This window comes from Kluyvera sichuanensis (genome assembly GCF_040930405.1).
In the GTDB taxonomy this organism is placed as follows: domain Bacteria; phylum Pseudomonadota; class Gammaproteobacteria; order Enterobacterales; family Enterobacteriaceae; genus Kluyvera; species Kluyvera sichuanensis.
In genome coordinates, this window is sequence record NZ_CP162271.1 from 1,953,692 (window position 1) to 1,975,054 (window position 21,363).

Sequence of the window (21,363 nt, forward strand, 5' to 3'; positions counted from 1 at the left end):
TCTATGAAAAAACAGGGTTAATAATAAACTCATTCTTTCTAAAAAATAAAATATCACCAGCTTTATATTTCCCATTGACAACATCCAAAAGAACATTACCAACTGTTTCAGCATCCATTATATTTGGATTAGTGATATTGAATTGTTTTCTAAATTTAGTATCAATTGCACCTGGGCATAAACAATAGGCATTATAGCCATCAGAGGCTAAGCATTTGGTGAACGTCACAACTCCAGCTTTTGAACAACAATATGAGGACCAATCTTTATAAGCATTAAATGCAGCAGTTGATGATATATTTATGATTTTAACTGATATATTATTCTCCGCTACTTTTCTTGTTGCTAGGTACGTACCAATAAGATTTACATTAATATCATTAATCCACTTTAGGGGCTCTGAATCTTTCAACACTGCAGAATGTAGCACCCCTGCATTATTTATTACAACATCATATTTTGTTTCACCAATATAATTTCCTACTGAATCAATGTCTGTAACATCCATTTCAGTCCTGGAGGGACAATCTATATCACCTAAAGGCGATAGTAATTTGCAAAATATTTTAGATAAATCACCACCACCTCCAGTTATTAATATTCTCATTTTTTCACCACTGGTATTTCATGATCATCACTAGCTCTAATTAACTTTTCATATTCTTTGTGAATTTGCTTTTTCAAATTACTAGAGCTAACACCTTTTCCATACGGGAAATAAAAAACTTTCACCCCTAACTCTTTTAAGTAATCATACTTTCCTAGCCAATCATCACCTATAACGAAGATGTCCATATTGATTTTATTCACCAAATCGTGATGATCTAATGAATGCTGAGGGATTACTACATCAGGATATTTCAATGCCTCAACAATAGAAATTCGCTCTTCGAATGGGATTGCAGGTGGATTTTTGTATGAACAAACTAATTCATCCGTACTCACCCCAACAATTAATGTTCCTCCGAGCCCACGCCCATAGCGAATCATTTTCAGATGGTTACTGTGAAAAAGATCGAATGTTCCTGAAACATATACAATATTATCTTTCATCATGATATCCTTGCAGCAATGCTACCGCCTTGGCTCAACAGCTACCAACGCACTGTACATAAACGATAAGGCAGAACAATATTCATTGTCCTGCCAAAACTTGCTTAATCCTTATACTAAATTTTAACCCATTACTTACGTTAATCGTCTCATTTGACAACACTAATAAAGGCTAACGCCGTACAACCTTATAAAGAGATGTATTCAGTGCTGCTTCTATACCAATGATATGGACACAATTAAAACAGATATTCACACACCAAGTAATTGTTCAATCTTTTTTCGAAACGGCGCCCCATCCTTCAAATTCCGCAGCCCATACTGCACAAACGCCTGCATATACCCCATTTTCTTCCCGCAGTCGTAGCTCTCACCCGTCATCAGCATCGCATCAACAGACTGTTTCTTCGCCAGTTCAGCAATAGCATCCGTTAACTGAATACGCCCCCATGCACCTGGCACGGTCTTAGCCAGTTCCGCCCAGATATCAGCAGAAAGCACATAGCGGCCAACGGCCATCAGGTCAGATTCCAGCGTCTGCGGCTGATCCGGTTTTTCGATAAAGTCGACGATGCGGCTTACCTTACCTTCTACATCCAGCGGCTCTTTGGTTTTGATCACGGAGTATTCAGACAGATCGCCCGGCATGCGTTTTGCCAGCACCTGGCTACGCCCCGTTTCATTGAAACGCGCCACCATTGCGGCAAGGTTATAGCGAAGCGGGTCAGCGCTGGCGTTGTCCAACACGATGTCCGGCAGCACAACCACAAATGGGTTATCGCCAACGATCGGGTGTGCGCAGAGGATAGAGTGTCCCAGGCCCAGCGGTTGAGCCTGACGAACGTTCATGATGGTAACACCAGGAGGACAGATAGACTGAACTTCAGCCAGCAGTTGACGTTTTACACGTTGTTCCAGCAGCGCTTCCAGTTCGTACGAGGTGTCAAAGTGGTTTTCTACCGAGTTTTTTGATGCATGGGTCACCAGTACGATTTCTTTGATCCCCGCAGCCACAATCTCATCAACAATATATTGAATCATTGGCTTATCGACGATCGGCAGCATCTCTTTGGGAATTGCCTTAGTAGCAGGAAGCATATTCATGCCCAAGCCCGCGACTGGAATGACTGCTTTCAAATTAACCATTGTCTTGTCCACCTGTATTCGGATGATGAATTATAGCGATTAAACATGTTTAATCCACCCTGATTTGTAATAGTATTCCTTTGGGTTTAGAGAAATCTCTGGATATAGTCCGGGAATGGCGCAGAAATAGATAACTAGCGGCGTGGGAGAGCGAAATTGAGCCGTTCAGAATTGACAACATGCTGATCAACCCGGTCAATATCCACCGAAGCCCGCCCCTTCTCATCGACCGCATGGACGTTCGCCAGCGACAGCAGCGTATCCTGCTTCGCCATGAACTTCCCACGAACATCCTTACGCAAGTCAAAGTTTAGCGATAGCGCGGGCTCACGCGAAGTAACCTGCATCACATTGATATTACGCATAAAAACATGCTGTGGTTTGTTATGAAGCGCCAGCGAAGCGTACCGCAAATTCAGGTTAGTGAGGGAGACAAACGACTGGGCGTTGCCGGATGATATCTGTATTCCCCTTAGTTTATAATTCGACCTCTCATTATTTATCCGCACATTATTCAGTCGAAAATTTTGCGGTATTGACAAATAGTTACCTTTGATAACACCATAGCCAATCAGCATTCCCGCGCTATTAACCATATCGACACCATCGATAACGAAATTATCACATCCGTAGATCGCTACGGTGGCGTTATCTATTCCCGCCTGCTTGCTGAATTCCGGGGTGATATTACTGGCCTTGACGTTGCGAATAATAAAATGCTTTCCGTTCTCAACGTGCACCAGTTGGCGACAGTTGCTGCCGGTGATGTTGGCCACCACAAAGTGTTTCACCGCCTGGTCTTCCGGGTAGCCGTTATCGTAGGTACTGCCCGCCAGGCCAATGCCTATCCCCCAGTTCACCTTGCCGTTGGTGCAGTCGATATGGTCGATGACATGGTCAGAAATGAGGATATTGCTGTCGTTTATCGCTACGTTCCACTCGATGGCGTCGCCCTGCAGGTAGCTGAAGTGACAGTGGGTGATGTTGACGTCCTGCCACTGATTATGGAATCCCTGGCGGAGAATGCCGTAGTTCGCTTTGGTAACGGTAAGGCGGGTAATATTGAGGTTTTTCATCTGCCGCTTATCTTTGCCGCCGATGAATATCTGCGCCACCGGGCCGTAGCCGCTCATGGTCAGCCCCTCGATGGTGCAGTCGCCGCCGCGCACGTCAAGGGTGATGTTATAAAGGCTCGCCTCTCCGCTACCGCTAATCTTACAGCCCTGTTGCAGGATAAATCGGCCACGGCCGTTACCTTTTAGCGCGCCAGCAACCGCCAGCGTTTTGCCCGGCGGCACGGTGATGGCGGTGTTGATATTGTCGCAGGTCACATCAGCGGGAACGGCGACCGTATCCGCCTTGCTGAACGCCTCGTTAAACGCGCGGATCCAGTCACCGTCACGATAGAAGTCACGAATATCAGCCGCTGCAGATTGCCCTGCCGCGCGGGCGCGGTCGACGGGCAGCAGCGGCAAGGCGGCCAGCGTCGCGCCGGCCGTCAGAAAGTGTCGTCGGGTTAAAGTACGCATGGCACCTCCTTAGCAAAGCGTGTACAGCAGGTGGGCGAGCTGTTGGTTGATCACCTGCTGGTTAAAATCGGTTTCCACTTTTTCACGAGCCCGCTCAAGTACGGGCTGGAGGCTCTGCGCATCCATCCGCCCTAATGCTTTCAGCTTGTCAGCCAGCGCCCGTGCGTCGTTTTCGGCCACCAGCCAGCCGGAATCTCCAGACTCAATCAGCTCCGGGATCCCACTGTGAACGGTAGAGAGCACCGGGATCCCCACCGCCATCGCCTCCATCAGCGCCACCGGAATGCCTTCCATATCGCCGTCTGCGCCGGTCACCGACGGCAGCAGGAATACGTCGGCCTCATCAAGCATCGCTTTCACTTCGTGACTCGGTTTAAACCCCGGCATCTCCACACGGTCTTCCAGCTGATACTGTTCAATCAGGGTACGCAAACGCCGTTCCCACGGGCCGATGCCGAGAATGCGGTAACGAAAGTTCACTCCCTGCGCTTTCAGCTGGCGGCAGGCTTCAATCGCCACGTGCAGCCCCTTTTTCTCGGTCAACCGGGCAACGGAGATAATCTGTAGACAGTCGTCTGGCGTTTTCAATGGTCGTAATGAGAAACGGTCCATATTCACCCCCATCCGCGAGACGGTGATTTTATCCGCCGGGCAGCCCATCGCCTGTAGCCGTTCAGCCCACAGCTGGCTAATCGGCAGCATCATGTCGCCGCGCCGAAAAAGCTGTTGGTACTCCCCGCCATAGTGGCTGAGCACGTCACGGCTGGAGATATCAATGCCGTGAAACACGGTGGCAATTTTGCCGTCGATCACCCCCAGCTCGCGCAGCTTGGCCGCCGTCACCCCCGCCGGGCCAAAGTGGGCGATAAAGATATCGGCGGTGATTGGCGTCGGCGTGCGGCTACAAATGGAGGAGAGAATGAGGTTGCGCGCCTCTTGCCCATAGCGGCGCGTATTCAACGCCCGCCAGACGGCGGGACGGTGCAGGCCGCGCAGGGTGCTGAACGCGCGGTAGCGCAGTTTTTCCAGCGCGCTGGCGGGTTCGTCCTGTAACCAGCAGACCTTCTCCGCCAGCCGGTGCTGGGTATAGGCGGCATGGGTGTTGGTGAGGTCGCCCTTTTGCAGCGCGACAATCTCTACCTCATGGCCCATCTCGATAAACGCCACAATCTGGTTCAGGACGAAGGTCTCTGACGATAACGGGAATTTCAGCAGAAAGAAGCTGACTTTCATCGGCCCTCCCGGATACGGCTCAGCACCGATTCAATCATGCTAAAGCCTTTCTGACGCTCGCCTTCTACCGCCGTTGCCACCTTCTCACCTAGCGCCGGAAGCTGATTCAGAATATCGGCCACCACGCCCTGCATGGAACCATCCAGCAGGTGGCGAATGTCGATAGCCATCTCCGGCATCCCCAATTGCTGCATGATGCCCGCAGATTTGTGCTCATAGTTAATGGCAATTGCCGGGGTGCCAAAGTTCATGGAGATAATCGCCGAGTGCAGGCGCGTGCCGATGGTCAGTTCGCAGGAGGCAAGGATCTTGCCAATCTCCACATCGTTCAGTTCGTCCATGGCGATATGGAAGTGTTCACGGTTTTCGACGTACTGCGCCATACGCAGCGCCACCATGCGGTCATCACGGTTGTAGCGGTCGATGCTGGTACAGGTCGAGAGCGCTAATACCTGATAGCCGTCGGCAATCATCCGGTTCACCACCTCGGCAAAGGCTTTTTCGTAGGCCTGCTGCGTGGTGCCAAGGCGTTTATCGAACGGCTCCAGCTCGCGCAGCGTAATCGCGACGGTTTTGCGCTGTGCGGTCAGGTTCAGCCAGTGCTGCACCGCGTAGCTCGGTTCAAAGCTGTCGTTGCGATGCTCAACCAGCCAGGCGGTATCCACGCCCTGCTCCACTTTCGAGGTATCGATCTCCGCTTTCGCCATCAACTCACGGCTGACCGTTTCACGCAGGATAAGCGCATGAGTGCGGCCAAAGGCGTAGTTCGCCAGTTGGTTAAAGTCCGGGTTCTGGAAAGGCCCGACGCTGTGGCCAATCATGTAAATCGGCTTATTGGCCATAAAGGCGCACAGCGGGTATTCAAAGTGGGTCAAGCCATAGAGATCGACGTAGTTCGAGCCGCCCACCTGGATAATTGCATCATAATTGCCGAGAAAGCGTACAAATTCATGGAACTCCGGCGCAATGTCAAAGTTCCGCAATTTGCCTTCGCCGGTCACCTTCGCCAGCAGGATCTTGTGCTGGAAGCGACGGCGCAGCACCTTCTTCACGCGCCCGCTCATCCCCCCTGCCGCCTGCTGCTTTTGGCTCAGTTGATACAGCGGATCGGCGATAATCTCACGCCCCTGCAACCAGGAGGAACTGATCGGGAAACGGCTCATCACGTCCATTTCTACGTCCGGCTGTTGGCGGACGATGGCATCGAGCAGGCCGCGCATAATGGCGCTATCGCCGCGGTTGCCGCAGGTGTGGTTTCCCAAAATTAATAATTTCATCATGGCCTCATCAAAGGGGTTAAGCTCATTCATTTAAAACGCGTAGCAACGATTTGGTAGCCCGGCCGAACGCAGTGACGCCGGGGACTCCCCGGCGTCGGCGTAAACGCCTCGTCCGGGCTACGAAACGCGTAATAACATCTTCAGTTTTTTGTTCCGACAGAGCGGTTTTTTAAGTTCAATCAGCAGGCTATTGCGCGACAGCACAATCACCAGCGCAAAGCTGAGCACGCCCGTCAGCACCTGTAACGCCAGCAGCATCGGTAACGACACGCTGCCCGCCAGCAGTCGTCCGACGGCATAGCTGGTGATAAGCGTGGGCAGCGAAAGCCGGAACGGCAGCCACAGGCTCAGCAGGTAGTCACGGTAGCCCGGCCCCAGCACCGGTTTGATCATCACGAAGTAGCTGAGGATGGTGTTGATGATTTGCACCAGCAGGAAGCCGAGCGTCACGCCAATCGCGCCGCCCATCTCCCCGCCGACAATCACCGCGGGAATAAACAGAAAGGTTTTAAACACATTGAATTTAAAGCTGATGTCCACGCGTGCTTTGGCCATCAGCAGCGAGCCAATCGGGTTGCCTACGGAGCGCAGCAGTCCCACCACGCACAGCAGTTGCAGGATCGGTACGATGTGCATCCACTTCTCGCCAAACACCAGCGGCACGAAGTTATTGCTCACCACCATCAGCCCCAGCAGCGCCGGGAAGTTGATAATCCCCACCACCGACAGCAGCTTGTAGAAGTTCACCCGCAGCTTGTCGTTGTCGTCCTGAATCTTGGCAAACGCCGGGAACAGCACGCGAGTGATAATCGGGTTGAGCTTCATTGGCGGCACCACTGCCACGTTGTAGGCCAGGTTGTAGCCACCCGCGACGCTCGCCCCGAGAATGCGCGCCAGCGTCAGGGTAGAAAGGTTGGTATTGATGTAGTTAACGATGCTGTCCGCCGTTAGCCACGCGCCGAATCGCAGGTTGGGCATCACAGTAGCGAGCGAAAAGTGCAGGCCTGGGCGGTAAATTTTGCGGCCAAAGTAGCCAAACAGCAGCGTGCGCACGGCGCTGTTAACCAAATAGCCAAGGATCGCGGTCATCGCCAGCGGCCAGAAGCAGGCGCTGACCACCGTGAAGGTAAAGCCCGACAGTACGGCGGCGGTCTCAATCGAACCAATCTTGTTGAACTCCAGCTCCTTTTGCATTAGCGCGCGGAACTGCTGGCCGTGCGGGATCACCACGAACGCCAGCGACAAGGTTTTAATCAGCGGTGCCAGGTCCGGGTTATGCAGCAGGTTGGCGATGGTATCGCTCAGCAGATAAACCGCCGCAAACACCGCCACCCCAAGCCCGACGTTCAGCCAGTAGAGCGTGGTCAGTTCCAGTTGGCTAATCTCTTTGCGCTGAATAATCGAGTTGGCAATGCCGAAATCCGACAGCGTATCCGCCAGCGCAATAATCACCAGCGACACGGTGAGCAGGCCAAACTGATGGCCGTCAAACAGCCGCGCCAGCACGGTCATCTGCGCCAGTCCAAGGCCAATAATCACCACCGTTGCCATCGCCGACCATTTGGCGCCGTTGATGGTTTTTTCTCGTAAGCCCATGTTGCGTCCTCAATAGGCTGCTTTGTTGACGAAGCCTTTAAACACCGTCAGGAAAACAATTTTGATATCGAGCCACAGGCTCCACTCGCGGATGTATTCGAGGTCGAACTCCACCCGTTTTTCCATTTTCTCCAGGGTGTCGGTCTCGCCGCGCCAGCCGTTAATCTGCGCCCAACCGGTAATGCCAGGCTTCACTTTGTGACGCAGCATGTAGCCTTCAATCAGCTGACGGTACTGCTCGTTATGCGCCACGGCGTGCGGGCGTGGGCCAACAATCGACATCCCGCCGGTGAGCACGTTGATAAACTGCGGCAGTTCATCGAGCGAGGTCCGACGCAGGAAGTTGCCCACACGGGTCACGCGCGGGTCGTTTTGCGTCGCCTGAGTCACCACCTTGTCGTTCTCCATCACCTTCATGGAGCGGAATTTCCACACCTTGATAGGCTTACCGTCCATGCCATAGCGGGTCTGGCGGAAAATAATCGGCCCAGGCGAGCTGAGCTTCACCGCCAGCGCAATACAGCACAGCGCCGGAGAGATAAGCAGCAGAATGCCGCTGGCCAGCACGATATCTTCCAGCCGTTTCAGGATGCGGTTTACGCCGGAGAGCGGGGTGTCGTACAGCGGGACGACGGGAATGCCGTTCACCACTTCGACGCGGGAGTGCAGTATGTTAAAGGTGAAGACGTCCGGGATCAGCAGCACGGTACAGGTGGTGTCGGCGAGATCGCGCACCAGATTTTTGATCTGCAGTTCGTCCTGCATCGCCATGGAGATATAGACGTTATGAATCTTGCCGCAGCGGGCGTCGTCAAGCAGTTGCTCGAAGTTGCCCATCCAGTCGGTATTCACGCCGCCCGGTTTTGCATCGTGATAGCAGCCCACTACCGCATAGCCAAGCCACGGTTGATTGCGGAAGCTCTCCAGCAGCGCCTGCCCTTCCGGCATATCGCCCGCCACCGCCACATAGCGGGTGTTGTAGCCGCGATGGCGCAGCACGCCCGCGCCGTAGCGGATAAACGCCCGGCTGGCTAGCATGCCGATAGTGCTCAGCAGATACCACGCCAGCCACATGGCGAAGTTGGTGTTGAAGTCATCGTTAAACGCCAGCAGCCCAGCGGTAAAGACCAGGCTCAACGTCCAGTTTTGCAGCAGCAGTAATAGCTCGGTGGTGATACGGACGCCGCGCCATGAGCGATAAAAGTCGGTGATCCCGCCGATCATCTGGAATACCACCAGCGTGACCAGCGCCATCAGCAGATGCAGATACAAAAACGGCAACGCGACGGCCTGACACACCAGCCACAGCCCACCTATCATGATGGTGATATCTGAAAAACGTTGCACCATGGAGATTAACGATGCATTCGTTTTGGCTCGTTCGCGCTTTTTTAGAGTCGTCATCGTTGGTCCTATTTCGTCGTTTTCCCCTCACCCTAACCCTCTCCCCAGAGGGGAGAGGGGACTGTCCGGTTTTCTCCCTCGCCCCTTTGGGGAGAGGGCCGGGGTGAGGGGCAAAAATTACTGATTAAGCAGCGCCAGAATGTCCTGCGTTCGCGCCTGCATCAGCGGCGTATTGCCGCGAGACTCCACGTTCAGGCGCACCACCGGCTCGGTATTCGACGAACGCAGGTTAAAGCGCCAGTCGGCGAACGCCAGGCTGATGCCGTCGGTGCGGTCAATCTCCAGCGCGCTGCCGGCAAAATGCGCCTCTACCCGGGCTATCGCCTCCGACGGCGCTTTCAGCTGGCTATTGATCTCCCCGCTTGCCGGGAATGCCGCCATGCGGTTATGCACCAGTTGACCCAGGGTTTTGCCCTTCAGGCACAGCAGTTCGCTCACCAGCAGCCACGGGATCATCCCGCTGTCGCAGTAGGCAAAATCGCGGAAATAGTGGTGGGCGCTCATCTCGCCGCCGTACACCGCGTCGTCTTTGCGCATACGTTCTTTGATAAACGCGTGACCAGTTTTCGACATCACCGGCGTGCCGCCTGCGGCGGTCACCACGTCGACGGTGTTCCACGACAGGCGCGGGTCGTGGATAATGCGCGCGCCGGGGTTTTTCTCGAGGAAAGCTTCCGCTAGCAGGCCAACGATGTAGTAGCCCTCGATAAACTGCCCCTGCTCGTCGAACAGGAAGCAGCGGTCGAAATCGCCGTCAAAGGCGATGCCCATATCGGCACCGTACTTCAGCACCGCATCGCGGGTATCGTCGCGGCACTCCGGCAGCAGCGGGTTAGGAATACCGTGCGGGAAATTGCCGTCCGGGTTGTTATGCACCTTAATCAGGCTGACCGGCACGTTCAGTGCCTTAAAGCGGGCTTCCAGCGCATCAATAACCGGGCCCGCCGCGCCGTTGCCGGAGTTAACCACCAGCTTGAGCGGGGTGAGATTTTTAACGTCGATGTAGCCCAGCAGATGCTCAACGTAGGCATCACGCAGGTTAATTTGCTGATAGCCGCCGCGTTTTGCGTCGTCCACCGGCGGGAAGAAGTTCTCTTCGGCCAGACGCTGAATATCACGCAGCCCGGTGTCACCGCTGATAGGACGCGCGCCTTCGCGCACCAACTTCATGCCGTTGTAGTCCATCGGGTTATGGCTGGCGGTGACTTCAATGCCGCCATCCACGCCAAGATGGAAGGTGGCGAAGTAGATCTCTTCGGTACCGGCAAGGCCGATATCCAGCACGTCTACGCCCGCATCGCGCAGGCCGCGGGCCAGCGCCAGCTTCAACGCTTCGCTGGTCAGGCGTACGTCACCGCCCAGCACCACGGTTTTCGGTTTCAGGTACTCGCCATAGGCGCGACCAATGCGGCAGGCAATCTCTTCATTCAGCTCTTCGCCCAGCTTGCCGCGAATGTCATAGGCTTTAAAACAGGTCAGCTTTTTCATGTTTTTACCTTTCTTCAGGCAACGGTTGGCCCTGACCGGTGAGGGTCATGATTTTTCATATCGTGAGTTGCCGGATGACGCAGCGCCATCGGGCAGAATAGGCGCGCTACACGCGCCCGTAGCGGTCGGCGAATCGCACCACGTCGTCCTCTTCGAGATAGGCGCCTGAGCGCACTTCAATCAGGTCGAGCGGAATTTTCCCCGGGTTTTCCAGGCAGTGCGTCACGCCCAGCGGGATGTAGATGGATTCGTTTTCACCCAGCAGGGTTATCTCATCATTGAGGGTCACTTTGGCGGTGCCAGCCACCACAATCCAGTGTTCAGCCCGGTGGTGATGCATCTGCAGAGAGAGTCCCTCGCCCGGCTTCACGGTGATGCGCTTCACCTGGTAGCGATCGCCGGAGTCGATAGAGTCATATTTGCCCCACGGGCGATAGACTTCGCGATGGATATGGTGTTCGTGACGGCCATCGGCCTTAATTTTCTCGACCACCTTTTTCACGTCCTGCACCGCGTTGCGATCGGCGATAAGCACCGCGTCTTTGGTCTGCACCACCACCAAATCCTTTACCCCAACGGTCGTCACCAGGCCCGATTCTGCGTAGACGTAACTGTTTTCGGTTTTATGACTGATTACATCGCCGTGGTGCACGTTGCCTTCCGGCGTATGGTTGCTGATTTCCCACAGCGATGACCAGGAGCCGACGTCACTCCAGCCGGCGTCCATCGGCACCACAACCGCGTCGTGGGTGCGTTCCATCACCGCATAGTCAATAGACTCGTCCGGGCAGCTCAGGAAAGCCTCTTCCTCGACGCGGATAAAATCGAGATCCGGGTCGGTGACATTCATCGCTTTTTCGCAGGCGCTAAGAATGTCCGGGCGATATTTGCCCAGCTCTTCCAGGTAACGCCCGGCGCGGAACAGGAACATGCCGCTGTTCCAGTAGTACTCACCGCAGGCAACGTAGGCCTGAGCGGTATCAAGGTTCGGTTTCTCGACGAACTGCGCCACTTCAAACGCCAACGCCTCACCGGCCGCCGGGCTCACGTTGCCGCGACGAATATAGCCATAGCCGGTTTCCGGCAGGCTCGGCACGATACCGAACGTCACCAGTTTGCCGCTTTCGGCGTACGGTGTGGCATCGCGTACCGCGGCGCGAAAAGCGTCTTCGTCCTGGATAACGTGATCTGCCGCCAGCACCAGCATCAGCGGGTCGTTATCCGGCTCACGGCGCATAGCGGCCAGTGCGGCCAGCGCAATCGCCGGGGCGGTGTTGCGCCCAGCGGGTTCCAGAATGATGTTTTCAGTCAGCTTGTTCAGTTGGCGCAGCTGCTCGGCGACGATAAAACGGTGCTGCTCGTTGCAGATAACCACCGGGCTCGCGCATCTCACCCCTTCCAGGCGGTTAACCGTGGCCTGCAGCATGGTCATGTCCCCTTTCAGGCACAGGAACTGCTTGGGGTACAGCACTCGGGACAACGGCCACAGGCGGCTGCCCGAGCCACCGGCCATCACGACCGGGAAAAGCGTAGATTGACTCATCGTTTAACCCCGAATATCAGCAATAAATTGGTTAAGAACGTGCTCTTTTTCGAGCGAGCGTTCTGCCCAGGCGCGGGCCACCGCGTTGCGTTTTGGCATGCTCAGCGCCTGTTCAATCCCTTCCACCAGCGACGGAACCGATTCAGGCGTGACGCATACCGCAATGCCTGGGTTGTCGAGACAAAGCTGTCCAAGCTCGGTGTCCGCCTCTGCGGTGATCACCGCGTTGCCGCCCACCGCCAGAATATTGGTCAGTTTGGACGGCAGTACCGCATCCGCCGCGCCGCGCTTCTGGATAACCAGATGGCAGTCACCCATCGCCAGCAGGGCGGGTAAATCGTCATAAGACTGCAGCGGCAGGAATTTCACGTTATCCAGTCCACGTTCGGCGGCCATCTTTTCCAGCCGCGCTTTGCCGCCGCCCTGGCCGACAATCACAAACAGCAGCGGTTGCTCGCGGAGCTGTTCAGCGGCGGTAATGACGCTTTCCAGCCCCTGTTTTTCGCCGATGTTGCCGGAATAAAGCACTATCCTGCGGTCATCAGGTAGACCCAGTCGCTGACGCAGCGCGATAACCAGCGTTTCAGGCACCTCGCGGAAGCGGGAAACTTCAGACCAGTTAGGGAAGAAGATCACCTTCTCCGTCGGGACGCCCTTTTCGCAGGCTTTGTTCATCATCGAACGCGAGATCGTCGAGACGTTGTCGACGTTGTGCAGGCCGCTGCGCTCAAAAGCGCTGGCGAGCTTCGCCACCTTGCCGGACTTGCCTTTACCGGCCATGCCGAGACCTAGCATGGCGTCGACTTCATAATCCTGAATATGCAGCAGCGTGCGCGCCCCGGAGAGTTTGCCTAACAGACGCATGCCCGGCGTGCAAAACAGGGTCGGCACGACGCCGATAATACGGTCCGGCTTCCAGCGACGCTGGGCCATCAGCGGGAAGAAGCTGCTGAGCGCAAAACTGCCAAGATGCAGCAGGCGTTTGAGCGTTGAGGGCTGCTTCGGCACGTACAGCGGGCAGCGCCACACGGTGGCCTCACCCTCTTCCCGACGATAGCGCCAGCTGGAGTAGTTCACGCCAACCTGCCACTCCGGGTAGTACGGCGGTGCGGTAATCACCCGCACCTCGTGGCCCTGACGCGCCATCCACTCCACCATCTCGCCGGTGTACTTGCCGATGCCGGTCAGTTCAGGTGAGTAGTTAATGCCATACACCAGAATCTTCATAAGCCCGGTACCTCGGCCATTTTGTCGACCCGGAAGTAGGCGCGGCTGTTTTCGTGGACATTGTCCGCCGCCAGCAGCGCCTTAGGGCTCATCCAGCGATAGTCGTTATGCTGAGCCTCCGGAAGCGTGAGCGCGTCGGCGTCCACCTGCAGGCGGAACCCCAGTACGATGTAGTGGGTCGAGAAGTCCGCGCCCGAAAAGTTGTCGTCATAAAAATGCTGCCAGACGCCGTAGAAGCGGCCTGCCGTCATCGGCAGGCTCAGCCCCAGCTCCGCCTGGGTGAGGCGAGCAAACGCCTCACCCAGCGGTTCATCTTTCTGTACCCGTCCGCCGGGGACAAACCAGAACCCCTGCGCCGGACGGTTGGTGCGTTTACCCAGCAGAAACTCGCCCTGCGCGTTCTCCACGATCAGGTCGATAGAAATCAGCGGCGTAGACTGCACCACGGTGGCAAACGCCTCCTCGCTCAGAAACATGCGTTACCCCCGGAAGCGGTGCTGGTTTTCAAGGAACCACTGGTAGGTGCTGGCAAGCCCAGCCTCCAGCGAAATCTCGTGATACCAGCCCAGTTGATGCAGACGCGATACGTCGAGCAGCTTGCGCGGCGTCCCGTCAGGCTTGGTGGCGTCAAACACCACGCGGCCTTTAAAGCCCACCACTTTTGCCAGCGTCTGCGCCAGCTCGCGGATGGTGCAGTCAACGCCGGTGCCGACGTTAATGTGCGACAGCATTGGCTGGGTGTTGTCGAGCCACACGCTGCGGTCCAGCTCCATCACGTGGATGCTGGCGGCCGCCATATCATCGACGTGAAGGAACTCGCGCATTGGCGTACCGCTGCCCCACACCACCACGTCGGCATCGTTCTTCTGCACCGCCTCGTGGAAGCGACGCAGCAGCGCCGGGATCACGTGGGAGTTGCTCGGGTGGAAGTTATCGTTCGGCCCGTACAGGTTGGTCGGCATCACCGAGCGATAGTCGCGGTTGTGCTGACGGTTGTAGGATTCGCACAGCTTAATCCCGGCGATTTTGGCAATCGCGTACGGCTCGTTGGTGGCTTCGAGCGTGCCCTGCAGCAGCTCGCTCTCGTGCATCGGCTGGTTGGCCATCTTCGGGTAAATACAGGATGAACCGAGGAACAACAGCTTGTTCACGTTGTGCGTATGCGCTGCGTGAATGATGTTGCTTTCAATCATCATATTTTCGTAGATGAAGTCCGCCGGGAAGGTGTTGTTGGCGACAATACCCCCCACCTTCGCCGCTGCCAGATACACCTGAGTGATATTTTCGCGGGCGAAGAAGTCATGCACCTCGCGGCTGTCCAGCAGGTTAAGCTCGTCGCGGCTGCGCAGAACCAGATCCACGTCACCGCGCAGCTCAAGCTGTCGGACGATGGCAGAGCCCACCATTCCCCGGTGGCCCGCCACAAAAATGCGTTCTCTGGTCATGCTTAAGACTCCAGCGCGATCGCCACTTCGTAACCGTGGGATTTCAGCAGAGAGTGTTTTTTCGCCGCTTCAAGGTCTTTGGCGACCATTTCAGAGACCATCTCCTGCAGGGTGATTTCCGGTTTCCAGCCCAGTTTTTCGTGCGCTTTGGTTGGGTCACCGAGCAGGGTTTCCACTTCCGCCGGACGGAAGTAGCGTGGGTCAACGGCCACCATCACATCACCCGGCTTCACGCCCGGCGCATCATGACCGGTGACGGAAACCACGATCCCCTTCTCTTCCACGCCGGTGCCTTCAAAGCGCAGTTTGATGCCGAGCTGTGCTGCCGCCATTTCAACGAACTGGCGCACGGAATACTGCACGCCAGTGGCGATAACAAAATCTTCCGGCTGTTCCTGCTGCAGCATCATCCACTGCATTTTGACGTAGTCTTTGGCATGGCCCCAGTCACGCAGGGAGTCCATGTTGCCGAGGTACAGGCACTTCTCCAGACCCTGGGCGATGTTGGCAATCGCGCGGGTGATTTTGCGGGTCACGAAGGTTTCGCCACGGCGCGGGGATTCGTGGTTGAACAGGATGCCGTTACAGGCGTACATACCGTAGGACTCACGGTAGTTGACGGTGATCCAGTAGGCATACAGTTTGGCAACGGCATACGGCGAGCGGGGGTAGAACGGCGTGGTCTCTTTCTGCGGGATCTCTTGCACCAGGCCGTACAGTTCAGAGGTGGACGCCTGATAGAAACGGGTTTTCTTCTCCAGGCCCAGGAAGCGGATAGCTTCCAGCAGGCGCAGCGTGCCCATCGCATCCACGTCGGCGGTATATTCCGGGGATTCAAACGACACCGCCACGTGGCTCATCGCACCGAGGTTGTACACTTCGTCCGGCTGCACTTCTTGCAGAATACGCGTCAGGTTGGAGCTGTCGGTCAAATCGCCATAGTGCAGGTGAAATTTCGGGTTACTGCTGTGCGGATCCTGGTAGATGTGATCGACACGTTCGGTGTTAAAGGAGGAAGCACGACGTTTGATCCCGTGAACTTCATACCCTTTTTCCAGCAGCAGTTCCGCCAGATATGAACCATCCTGCCCGGTTACGCCGGTAATGAGAGCGACTTTCGACATAATTTATTTCCTTCGTTAATTAGGATGTTGTGGTAATGCTGCGGGGTTTCCCCTCACCCCGGCCCTCTCCCCAATGGGGCGAGGGAGAAAACCGAACTGTCCCCTCTCCCCTCGGGGGAGAGGGTTAGGGTGAGGGGCCAAGCCTCAACTTTCCCGCGCCCGCACCACTGCTGCGGGATTGCCACGGCAAATCACCTTTGCCGGTAGCGATTTAAAAACGCTGCTTCGTGCACCGACGATGGTGCCGTCGCCAATCGTGACGCCGGGAGCAACGAAGACATCCGTTGCCAGCCAGCATTTCTCGCCGACCACAATCGGCGTGGCATTAATATCAAAATGCGCGCTCTGATAATCGTGGCTGCCGGTACATAAATAACATTTCTGTGAAACGACGGAATTTGCCCCAAGGGTAATATCACCGAGGGTATATAACACTGCATCGTCCCCAACCCAGGCATAATCACCGATGGTTAATTTCCACGGATAGGTGATTTTTACCGATGGGCGAATCACTACGTTTTTTCCTATTTTTGCGCCGAACAAACGCAATAAAAATACGCGCCAGCGGTAGAGTATCTGCGGGGACCAGGCAAATAATGTCGCCTGCACCGCCCACCAGAGTTGAACTTTAATGCCCCCGGCACCGCGAAAACCTTTGGGCACCGTAAAGCCAGATAATTCCTGCATCCTGATTCCTTATGCTTTGTGATATAAGGCTTTGGTTTTCCCGGTCGTCCGCAGGCGTAATAAATAAGATAATTCCGTCAGTACGGCTGGCATGCGCAATATGTCTCTCTGCACCTTTTTGGCATCCTGACACAATTGCAGATTATTAGTGGTTGAAACACCGCCCATTGAAAATTCCGACACCAAACCTTTAATTCGCTTAAAGGCATAGCCTGATTTATACATTCTGGCGGCCAACGCATAATCTGATGACACCCGGTACTGCACATCATAAGGATAATTTCTCAAGCCATGCAGCGGGAAGAAAATAGCCTGATGGCTCGCCGGCAGGCTGTGATAAATATACCAGCCCTGCTTCGCACTGCGGCGAATCTGGGTGCCGTCGCCGAAGTCGAGCATCGCGTCACCGAGGTACATGGCATCATCGCTCTTGCCGCGAAGCTGGCGGACAAACTGCGAGACATCCGGGTGAAAGCTGTCGCCGGAGTTAAGGAACAACACGAACTTGCCCTGCGCCATGCGAATGCCTTTATTCATCGCGTCATACAGCCCTTTATCCGGCTCGCTGACGTAGCGTAACTGGTACTGCCCATTACGTTTTTCGAGAAACTCTGCGGTGCCATCTTCTGAACCGCCGTCGACCACAATCCACTCAAATGCAAGGCTCGGATCGTTCGCCAGATGGGCCAGCGAACGCCAGGTTTTCATCACGCCTTCCACGTTGCGAAACGCCACGGTCACCACACTTAACAACATGTTCCACCTCATCTGCTGTCGGCAATATTCAGCGCTTTACGCAGAATAAAAGGACACACAATTAAAAATGCATATTCCGGACTAAATATCGAACCGGTAAAAAATAGTGATACCGGCGTGAATAAATACAACTGCACGGCGAAATTACGATTATTCCCAAAAGCGTTAATGAACATTTTAAACACGTAATACAGGTAGCCGATTGTTAATATCACGGCAAACCAGGAAAAATAGATCATTAACAGATACAAGCCATTGTCTATGGTTTTACCGACATCCGCACCGTTAAATATTCCGAATGATGCAACATATTCGTAAAGAGAACCGAAACGCACCACCCCATCAACACTGGTTAATGAATAACCGACCATCACCAGTGGGCCAATAATACGGTAATACGATGACGAACCTTCCGTTCCCAGGTCACCAACACGTTCCGCAATATAGGGGCCAGCAAATATCAAACCAACAAAAAATGCGCCTAAAGAAATAATTGCTAACGGTAATTTCTTTTTAATCGCCTCTTTGTTCAGATACTGGAACGCCCACTCCAGCAGGTAAAACAGGATAAATGTCATTACCCCGGAGAACGATCCTGAAAGAATTATCCCTGCGAGAATCATAGCATCAGATTTTGGGGTTTTGATACCAAACTGTTTGATGCAAAGCCAAATTGAGATTAATGCCAGAGCGAAGAATGCCGGTTCAAAATAGAGCGCCGTGGTACGCTTCCCGCCGAATTTGATAAAGTTCAGTACATAGCTATTACTGTAAATAAGATATTTCGAAATCATCTCAATCAGGCTACTGCTGCCGGAGAGAATAATTTGCACCATTTCAAGCGCCGCCAGCATCACTACGATACCGATAACCACGTAAAAGAAGCGCAGGATCTTACGGTGGTTATGCGGCGAAATGGTTTTAAAGCGAATGCTCCAGACCATGCCAATGATGATAACGATGTAGACAAACAGCATCGTCGAGGTGACGTATTTGCTCGGATCCAGCGACTGACCGAACACGTAGTTGAACAGCGTTAACCCGACGCCCAGCCCGAGGGCAATCATCAGCTTTTTCAGGTTAATGCGTTCAACAAACAGCAGCAGCAGCAACGGGAGGAAGGTCACGATGGTGATGGGAAAGCTCTCGCCGAGCTGCGCCAGCTTCACGTTAACCAGCAGATAGATTAACGGCAGCAGCAAATAGCTACAGACTCTGATAGAACGAGACATATTCCTCCAGCATCTGTTGTCCGCTATAGGCTTTACGGCTGCGGGCGCTGAACGCGCTGAGCGTGGTGCCAAATACCGCTTCGGCGATCTCCGCTTTTGGCAGCTGCACCAGCGAAAGCACCGCGCTTTCGTCAACCGTATGGCCGCCGGATTTTTCCAGCACCTCTTTTGCCGCCTCGCTGTGGGTGGCAATCACCGGCACGCCAATAGAGAGCGCTTCGCAGAGGATCAGCGGGTAGTTATCGACGCGAGAGCTAAACAGCAGCGCATCGAGCGGGTTGAGTTCGCTCATCAGCTGTCGCTTGTCGGTGAGAAAACCGTGGTTCACCACGTTCGCGCCTTCAAACGGTGAAAACTTACCGAAGGTATGAATTTCCACCTTATCGCCGAGCGCCATAATTTCGCGCACCAGGCGTTGGTTGGTTTTACCGTCGTAGCGCAGGTCGTGGGCGACAACGGCAATTTTCGGCCGCGGCGCGGTCGCCGTCATTGGCTTCAGCTCCGCCAGAATCGCTTCGGTGGCAACATCAATGCCGTTGTTGATAATCAGGCAGCGCCCGGGGCCGTAGAGGCTATTAAACGCTTCGGCCACATGCTGACTGGGGGAGATAAACTGGCAGCCAAGCGCGAGCATACGGCGGAAGAGATGGCGCTTTTCCTCCACCTGCTGATGCGCACGATCGACCTTAACCGGCGGATAGTTGTCGAGCGTCGGGCACTTCAGACAGCCGCTTTTCCAGCCGTCGCAGCCGTCGAGAAACGCGCAGCGCCCGGTCACGCTCCAGTGGTCGTGCAGCGTCCAGACCAGCGTGACGTCCGCTTTGTGCGCCTTGACGCGCTCGCAGAAATCAATAATCTCCGCCAGGTTCAGCCAGTAGCTGTGCATGACGTGAAAATGCAGCACCACCGGCCCCTCGGTGCGGGTCACCTGGCGATAAAGGTTATTCAGGTTGCCAAACAGGTCGCGGTTAAACAGGCGAAACAGCGCCAGGTTCGCTATCGAGGTCAGACGCGCGGTCTGTTTTACCACCTGTGGATAACGCTCGTGGCTGACGCTCTTTTTGCCGCCCTTGCCATAGCCGTAGACAAACTGCGAGGACAGCCCCTGACGCAGCGCGCGCTGATGCAGATCCAGCGCCACGCCCGCCGCGCCACCTTCAGCAAGACGCACGTTAAATTGCAGAATATTCATTTGATTACCTTCACTCGTGCTTTTTCGCCCACTACCAGCGCATGGTCGGGAATATCGTCCAGCACCACGCTTCCCGCGCCGATGGTCACCTGATTACCGATGGTGATGCCGCCGATGATGACCACGTTGGCGCCCAGTTCCACGCCGTTACCCAGCGTCGGGCAGGCCAGGCTATCTGGGCCACGGTTACCGAGCGTCACGCCGTGGCGAATGGTGAAGTCATCCCCCGCCACCACGTTTTTATTAATCACCACCGCATAGCCGTGGTGAATGGTGAAGCGTCGGCCAATGGTCGCCGCCGCCTGAATTTCATAGCCAAAGACGCATTCGGTGATGAGGCGATAAAGCACCAGCACCGGCGCGGCCCATAGATTGTTGACGATGCTTTTCTTACGCCACACCGAGCAGAAATGGGCAATGCGGTAAGCGACAACCATGCAGCACGGGCGCAGGCTCCAGCTATTGGCACGTAAATCTTCCAGCAGCATTATTTACTCCGTAATCCATCAACCCAGCGCTTACCGTTACGCACCGACAGCAGCGTCAGAAACGTCTTCCAGGTCATCCGCTTATTGCGGATCTGGTACAAGGTAAACAGCTGATACTTCTTGCTGGCACGGTCAAACTTCTCTTTATGCTTGCGATAGAAGCTGAAGTAGCCGGAGAATTTTTTCGGCGAAGAGGTTATCTGCATCTCCCCGTGGTTGATGTGCAGGATTTGCGTCGCCGCCTCAATTTTCCACGGTTCGCCGTAGGCCATCACCATGCGCAGAAAGATGTCGTAGTCCTGTGCCGCCTTCAGTTCGGTATCGAACAGGCACTCTTTAAAACGCCAGGCCCAGCTAAACACCTGATTGCCAATGATGTTGCGCTTGTAGAACAGCTCGCGAGAGAACGGTGATTTCGGGTACAGCGGCAGGCTGGCCGGTTGCGAATAGACCTCCCCTTCGCAGACGTAGTCGTTGGCGTAGAGAAACGCATGATTGGTGAGCTGCTGCTTGTCCGCCAGAAAGGTTGAGAGCCGGGTTGGCGTCCACTCATCGTCGTCGTCGATGCCGGTAATAAACTGGCCTTTAGCCTGTAAAATTGCCTGGTTGCGCACCGCGCAGGCACCGGAATTAAAGGCGTTATGGGTGTACTTCACGCGGCTATCGTTCAGTTCGGTGATGTACTGCTGGAGCTGCTCGAAGCTGCTGGAACAGTCATCGACGATAATCATTTCCCAATGGGGATAGTCCTGACGCAGAACCGATTTGATGGCGCGAATCGCCAGCTGCTGTCGGTTCCAGGTCGGCATATAGATGGAGATCAACGGATAGTCTGTTGGCATGGGATATCCCTGAATAGGCAATTGGGCGGTTATTCCCCTCACCCCGGCCCTCTCCCCATAGGGGCGAGGGAGAAAACCGGACGGTCCCCTCTCCCCTC

Annotated in this window: 20 protein-coding genes; all 20 read right to left on the reverse strand. The window is 54.9% G+C overall.

Annotated elements, in window-relative coordinates; genetic code table 11:
* Position 1 precedes the first annotated feature (1 nt).
* Entirely contained in the window at positions 2–607 is a 606-nt protein-coding gene (locus AB2B48_RS09685; RefSeq protein WP_333497673.1) for an SDR family NAD(P)-dependent oxidoreductase, read from the reverse strand.
* Positions 604–1,056: an adenylyltransferase/cytidyltransferase family protein gene (locus AB2B48_RS09690; protein ID WP_368301627.1), complete on the reverse strand. Its 453-nt coding sequence runs from the start codon at positions 1,054–1,056 to the stop codon at positions 604–606. The genes AB2B48_RS09685 and AB2B48_RS09690 overlap by 4 nt, the downstream gene beginning before the upstream one ends.
* Positions 1,057–1,305: 249 nt before the next feature.
* The gene (galF, locus tag AB2B48_RS09695; RefSeq protein ID WP_368301628.1) at positions 1,306–2,199 is read right to left on the reverse strand and encodes a UTP--glucose-1-phosphate uridylyltransferase GalF; all 894 of its coding nucleotides are present in this window, start codon (positions 2,197–2,199) and stop codon (positions 1,306–1,308) included.
* Positions 2,200–2,333: 134 nt separating this feature from the next.
* The gene (gene wcaM, locus AB2B48_RS09700; protein ID WP_368301629.1) at positions 2,334–3,728 is read right to left on the reverse strand and encodes a colanic acid biosynthesis protein WcaM; all 1,395 of its coding nucleotides are present in this window, start codon (positions 3,726–3,728) and stop codon (positions 2,334–2,336) included.
* A 9-nt stretch (positions 3,729–3,737) separates the two neighbouring features.
* On the reverse strand, positions 3,738–4,961 hold the full coding sequence (gene wcaL, locus AB2B48_RS09705; RefSeq protein WP_368301630.1) for a colanic acid biosynthesis glycosyltransferase WcaL: 1,224 nt from the start codon (positions 4,959–4,961) through the stop codon (positions 3,738–3,740).
* Positions 4,958–6,238, reverse strand: coding sequence for a colanic acid biosynthesis pyruvyl transferase WcaK (gene wcaK, locus AB2B48_RS09710; RefSeq protein WP_368301945.1), 1,281 nt, complete (start codon positions 6,236–6,238; stop codon positions 4,958–4,960). The genes wcaL and wcaK overlap by 4 nt, the downstream gene beginning before the upstream one ends.
* Positions 6,239–6,358: 120 nt before the next feature.
* A complete protein-coding gene (locus AB2B48_RS09715; protein ID WP_368301631.1) occupies positions 6,359–7,837 on the reverse strand; it encodes an MOP flippase family protein in 1,479 nt (492 codons plus the stop codon).
* Between the two features lie 9 nt (positions 7,838–7,846).
* The gene (wcaJ, locus tag AB2B48_RS09720; protein ID WP_185666992.1) at positions 7,847–9,241 is read right to left on the reverse strand and encodes an undecaprenyl-phosphate glucose phosphotransferase; all 1,395 of its coding nucleotides are present in this window, start codon (positions 9,239–9,241) and stop codon (positions 7,847–7,849) included.
* A 117-nt stretch (positions 9,242–9,358) separates the two neighbouring features.
* Positions 9,359–10,729 (reverse strand): colanic acid biosynthesis phosphomannomutase CpsG, encoded by a 1,371-nt coding sequence (gene cpsG, locus AB2B48_RS09725; RefSeq protein ID WP_368301632.1) that lies wholly within the window; start codon positions 10,727–10,729, stop codon positions 9,359–9,361.
* Positions 10,730–10,835: 106 nt separating this feature from the next.
* The gene (gene cpsB, locus AB2B48_RS09730; protein ID WP_368301633.1) at positions 10,836–12,272 is read right to left on the reverse strand and encodes a mannose-1-phosphate guanyltransferase; all 1,437 of its coding nucleotides are present in this window, start codon (positions 12,270–12,272) and stop codon (positions 10,836–10,838) included.
* Positions 12,273–12,275: 3 nt separating this feature from the next.
* Positions 12,276–13,499 (reverse strand): colanic acid biosynthesis fucosyltransferase WcaI, encoded by a 1,224-nt coding sequence (gene wcaI / locus AB2B48_RS09735; RefSeq protein WP_368301634.1) that lies wholly within the window; start codon positions 13,497–13,499, stop codon positions 12,276–12,278.
* A complete protein-coding gene (locus AB2B48_RS09740) occupies positions 13,496–13,975 on the reverse strand; it encodes a GDP-mannose mannosyl hydrolase (RefSeq protein WP_368301635.1) in 480 nt (159 codons plus the stop codon). Before AB2B48_RS09740 ends, wcaI begins: the two co-directional genes overlap by 4 nt.
* A gap of 3 nt (positions 13,976–13,978) precedes the next feature.
* Positions 13,979–14,944, reverse strand: a complete 966-nt coding sequence (locus tag AB2B48_RS09745; protein ID WP_185666987.1) for a GDP-L-fucose synthase — start codon at positions 14,942–14,944, stop codon at positions 13,979–13,981.
* A 2-nt stretch (positions 14,945–14,946) separates the two neighbouring features.
* Positions 14,947–16,068 carry a GDP-mannose 4,6-dehydratase gene (gene gmd / locus AB2B48_RS09750; protein WP_185666986.1) on the reverse strand — a complete coding sequence of 374 codons (1,122 nt, stop codon included), beginning with the start codon at positions 16,066–16,068 and terminating at the stop codon, positions 14,947–14,949.
* A 144-nt stretch (positions 16,069–16,212) separates the two neighbouring features.
* The gene (wcaF, locus tag AB2B48_RS09755) at positions 16,213–16,755 is read right to left on the reverse strand and encodes a colanic acid biosynthesis acetyltransferase WcaF (RefSeq protein ID WP_368301636.1); all 543 of its coding nucleotides are present in this window, start codon (positions 16,753–16,755) and stop codon (positions 16,213–16,215) included.
* Between the two features lie 9 nt (positions 16,756–16,764).
* Complete coding sequence (wcaE, locus tag AB2B48_RS09760; RefSeq protein ID WP_368301637.1) at positions 16,765–17,511, reverse strand: colanic acid biosynthesis glycosyltransferase WcaE; 747 nt, start codon at positions 17,509–17,511, stop codon at positions 16,765–16,767.
* 8 nt (positions 17,512–17,519) lie between these two features.
* The gene (gene wcaD, locus AB2B48_RS09765) at positions 17,520–18,743 is read right to left on the reverse strand and encodes a colanic acid polymerase WcaD (RefSeq protein ID WP_220439382.1); all 1,224 of its coding nucleotides are present in this window, start codon (positions 18,741–18,743) and stop codon (positions 17,520–17,522) included.
* Positions 18,718–19,935: a colanic acid biosynthesis glycosyltransferase WcaC gene (gene wcaC / locus AB2B48_RS09770; protein ID WP_368301638.1), complete on the reverse strand. Its 1,218-nt coding sequence runs from the start codon at positions 19,933–19,935 to the stop codon at positions 18,718–18,720. The genes wcaD and wcaC overlap by 26 nt, the downstream gene beginning before the upstream one ends.
* On the reverse strand, positions 19,932–20,420 hold the full coding sequence (wcaB, locus tag AB2B48_RS09775) for a colanic acid biosynthesis acetyltransferase WcaB (RefSeq protein ID WP_368301946.1): 489 nt from the start codon (positions 20,418–20,420) through the stop codon (positions 19,932–19,934). Before wcaB ends, wcaC begins: the two co-directional genes overlap by 4 nt.
* A 2-nt stretch (positions 20,421–20,422) precedes the next feature.
* Complete coding sequence (gene wcaA / locus AB2B48_RS09780) at positions 20,423–21,265, reverse strand: colanic acid biosynthesis glycosyltransferase WcaA (protein WP_368301639.1); 843 nt, start codon at positions 21,263–21,265, stop codon at positions 20,423–20,425.
* Between the last annotated feature and the right edge of the window lie 98 nt (positions 21,266–21,363).

What these genes read in the sequence shown, in the direction of transcription:
- gmd (WP_185666986.1), bottom strand. Translation starts at nt 16,068, where the DNA reads ATGTCGAAAGTCGCTCTCATTACCGGCGTAACCGGGCAGGATGGTTCA.
- wcaJ (WP_185666992.1), bottom strand. Translation starts at nt 9,241, where the DNA reads ATGACGACTCTAAAAAAGCGCGAACGAGCCAAAACGAATGCATCGTTA.
- AB2B48_RS09690 (WP_368301627.1), bottom strand. Translation starts at nt 1,056, where the DNA reads ATGATGAAAGATAATATTGTATATGTTTCAGGAACATTCGATCTTTTT.
- cpsB (WP_368301633.1), bottom strand. Translation starts at nt 12,272, where the DNA reads ATGAGTCAATCTACGCTTTTCCCGGTCGTGATGGCCGGTGGCTCGGGC.
- AB2B48_RS09740 (WP_368301635.1), bottom strand. Translation starts at nt 13,975, where the DNA reads ATGTTTCTGAGCGAGGAGGCGTTTGCCACCGTGGTGCAGTCTACGCCG.
- galF (WP_368301628.1), bottom strand. Translation starts at nt 2,199, where the DNA reads ATGGTTAATTTGAAAGCAGTCATTCCAGTCGCGGGCTTGGGCATGAAT.
- wcaF (WP_368301636.1), bottom strand. Translation starts at nt 16,755, where the DNA reads ATGCAGGAATTATCTGGCTTTACGGTGCCCAAAGGTTTTCGCGGTGCC.
- AB2B48_RS09685 (WP_333497673.1), bottom strand. Translation starts at nt 607, where the DNA reads ATGAGAATATTAATAACTGGAGGTGGTGGTGATTTATCTAAAATATTT.
- wcaL (WP_368301630.1), bottom strand. Translation starts at nt 4,961, where the DNA reads ATGAAAGTCAGCTTCTTTCTGCTGAAATTCCCGTTATCGTCAGAGACC.
- cpsG (WP_368301632.1), bottom strand. Translation starts at nt 10,729, where the DNA reads ATGAAAAAGCTGACCTGTTTTAAAGCCTATGACATTCGCGGCAAGCTG.
- wcaI (WP_368301634.1), bottom strand. Translation starts at nt 13,499, where the DNA reads ATGAAGATTCTGGTGTATGGCATTAACTACTCACCTGAACTGACCGGC.
- wcaD (WP_220439382.1), bottom strand. Translation starts at nt 18,743, where the DNA reads ATGTCTCGTTCTATCAGAGTCTGTAGCTATTTGCTGCTGCCGTTAATC.
- wcaK (WP_368301945.1), bottom strand. Translation starts at nt 6,238, where the DNA reads ATGAAATTATTAATTTTGGGAAACCACACCTGCGGCAACCGCGGCGAT.
- AB2B48_RS09715 (WP_368301631.1), bottom strand. Translation starts at nt 7,837, where the DNA reads ATGGGCTTACGAGAAAAAACCATCAACGGCGCCAAATGGTCGGCGATG.
- AB2B48_RS09745 (WP_185666987.1), bottom strand. Translation starts at nt 14,944, where the DNA reads ATGACCAGAGAACGCATTTTTGTGGCGGGCCACCGGGGAATGGTGGGC.
- wcaM (WP_368301629.1), bottom strand. Translation starts at nt 3,728, where the DNA reads ATGCGTACTTTAACCCGACGACACTTTCTGACGGCCGGCGCGACGCTG.
- wcaA (WP_368301639.1), bottom strand. Translation starts at nt 21,265, where the DNA reads ATGCCAACAGACTATCCGTTGATCTCCATCTATATGCCGACCTGGAAC.
- wcaC (WP_368301638.1), bottom strand. Translation starts at nt 19,935, where the DNA reads ATGAATATTCTGCAATTTAACGTGCGTCTTGCTGAAGGTGGCGCGGCG.
- wcaE (WP_368301637.1), bottom strand. Translation starts at nt 17,511, where the DNA reads ATGTTGTTAAGTGTGGTGACCGTGGCGTTTCGCAACGTGGAAGGCGTG.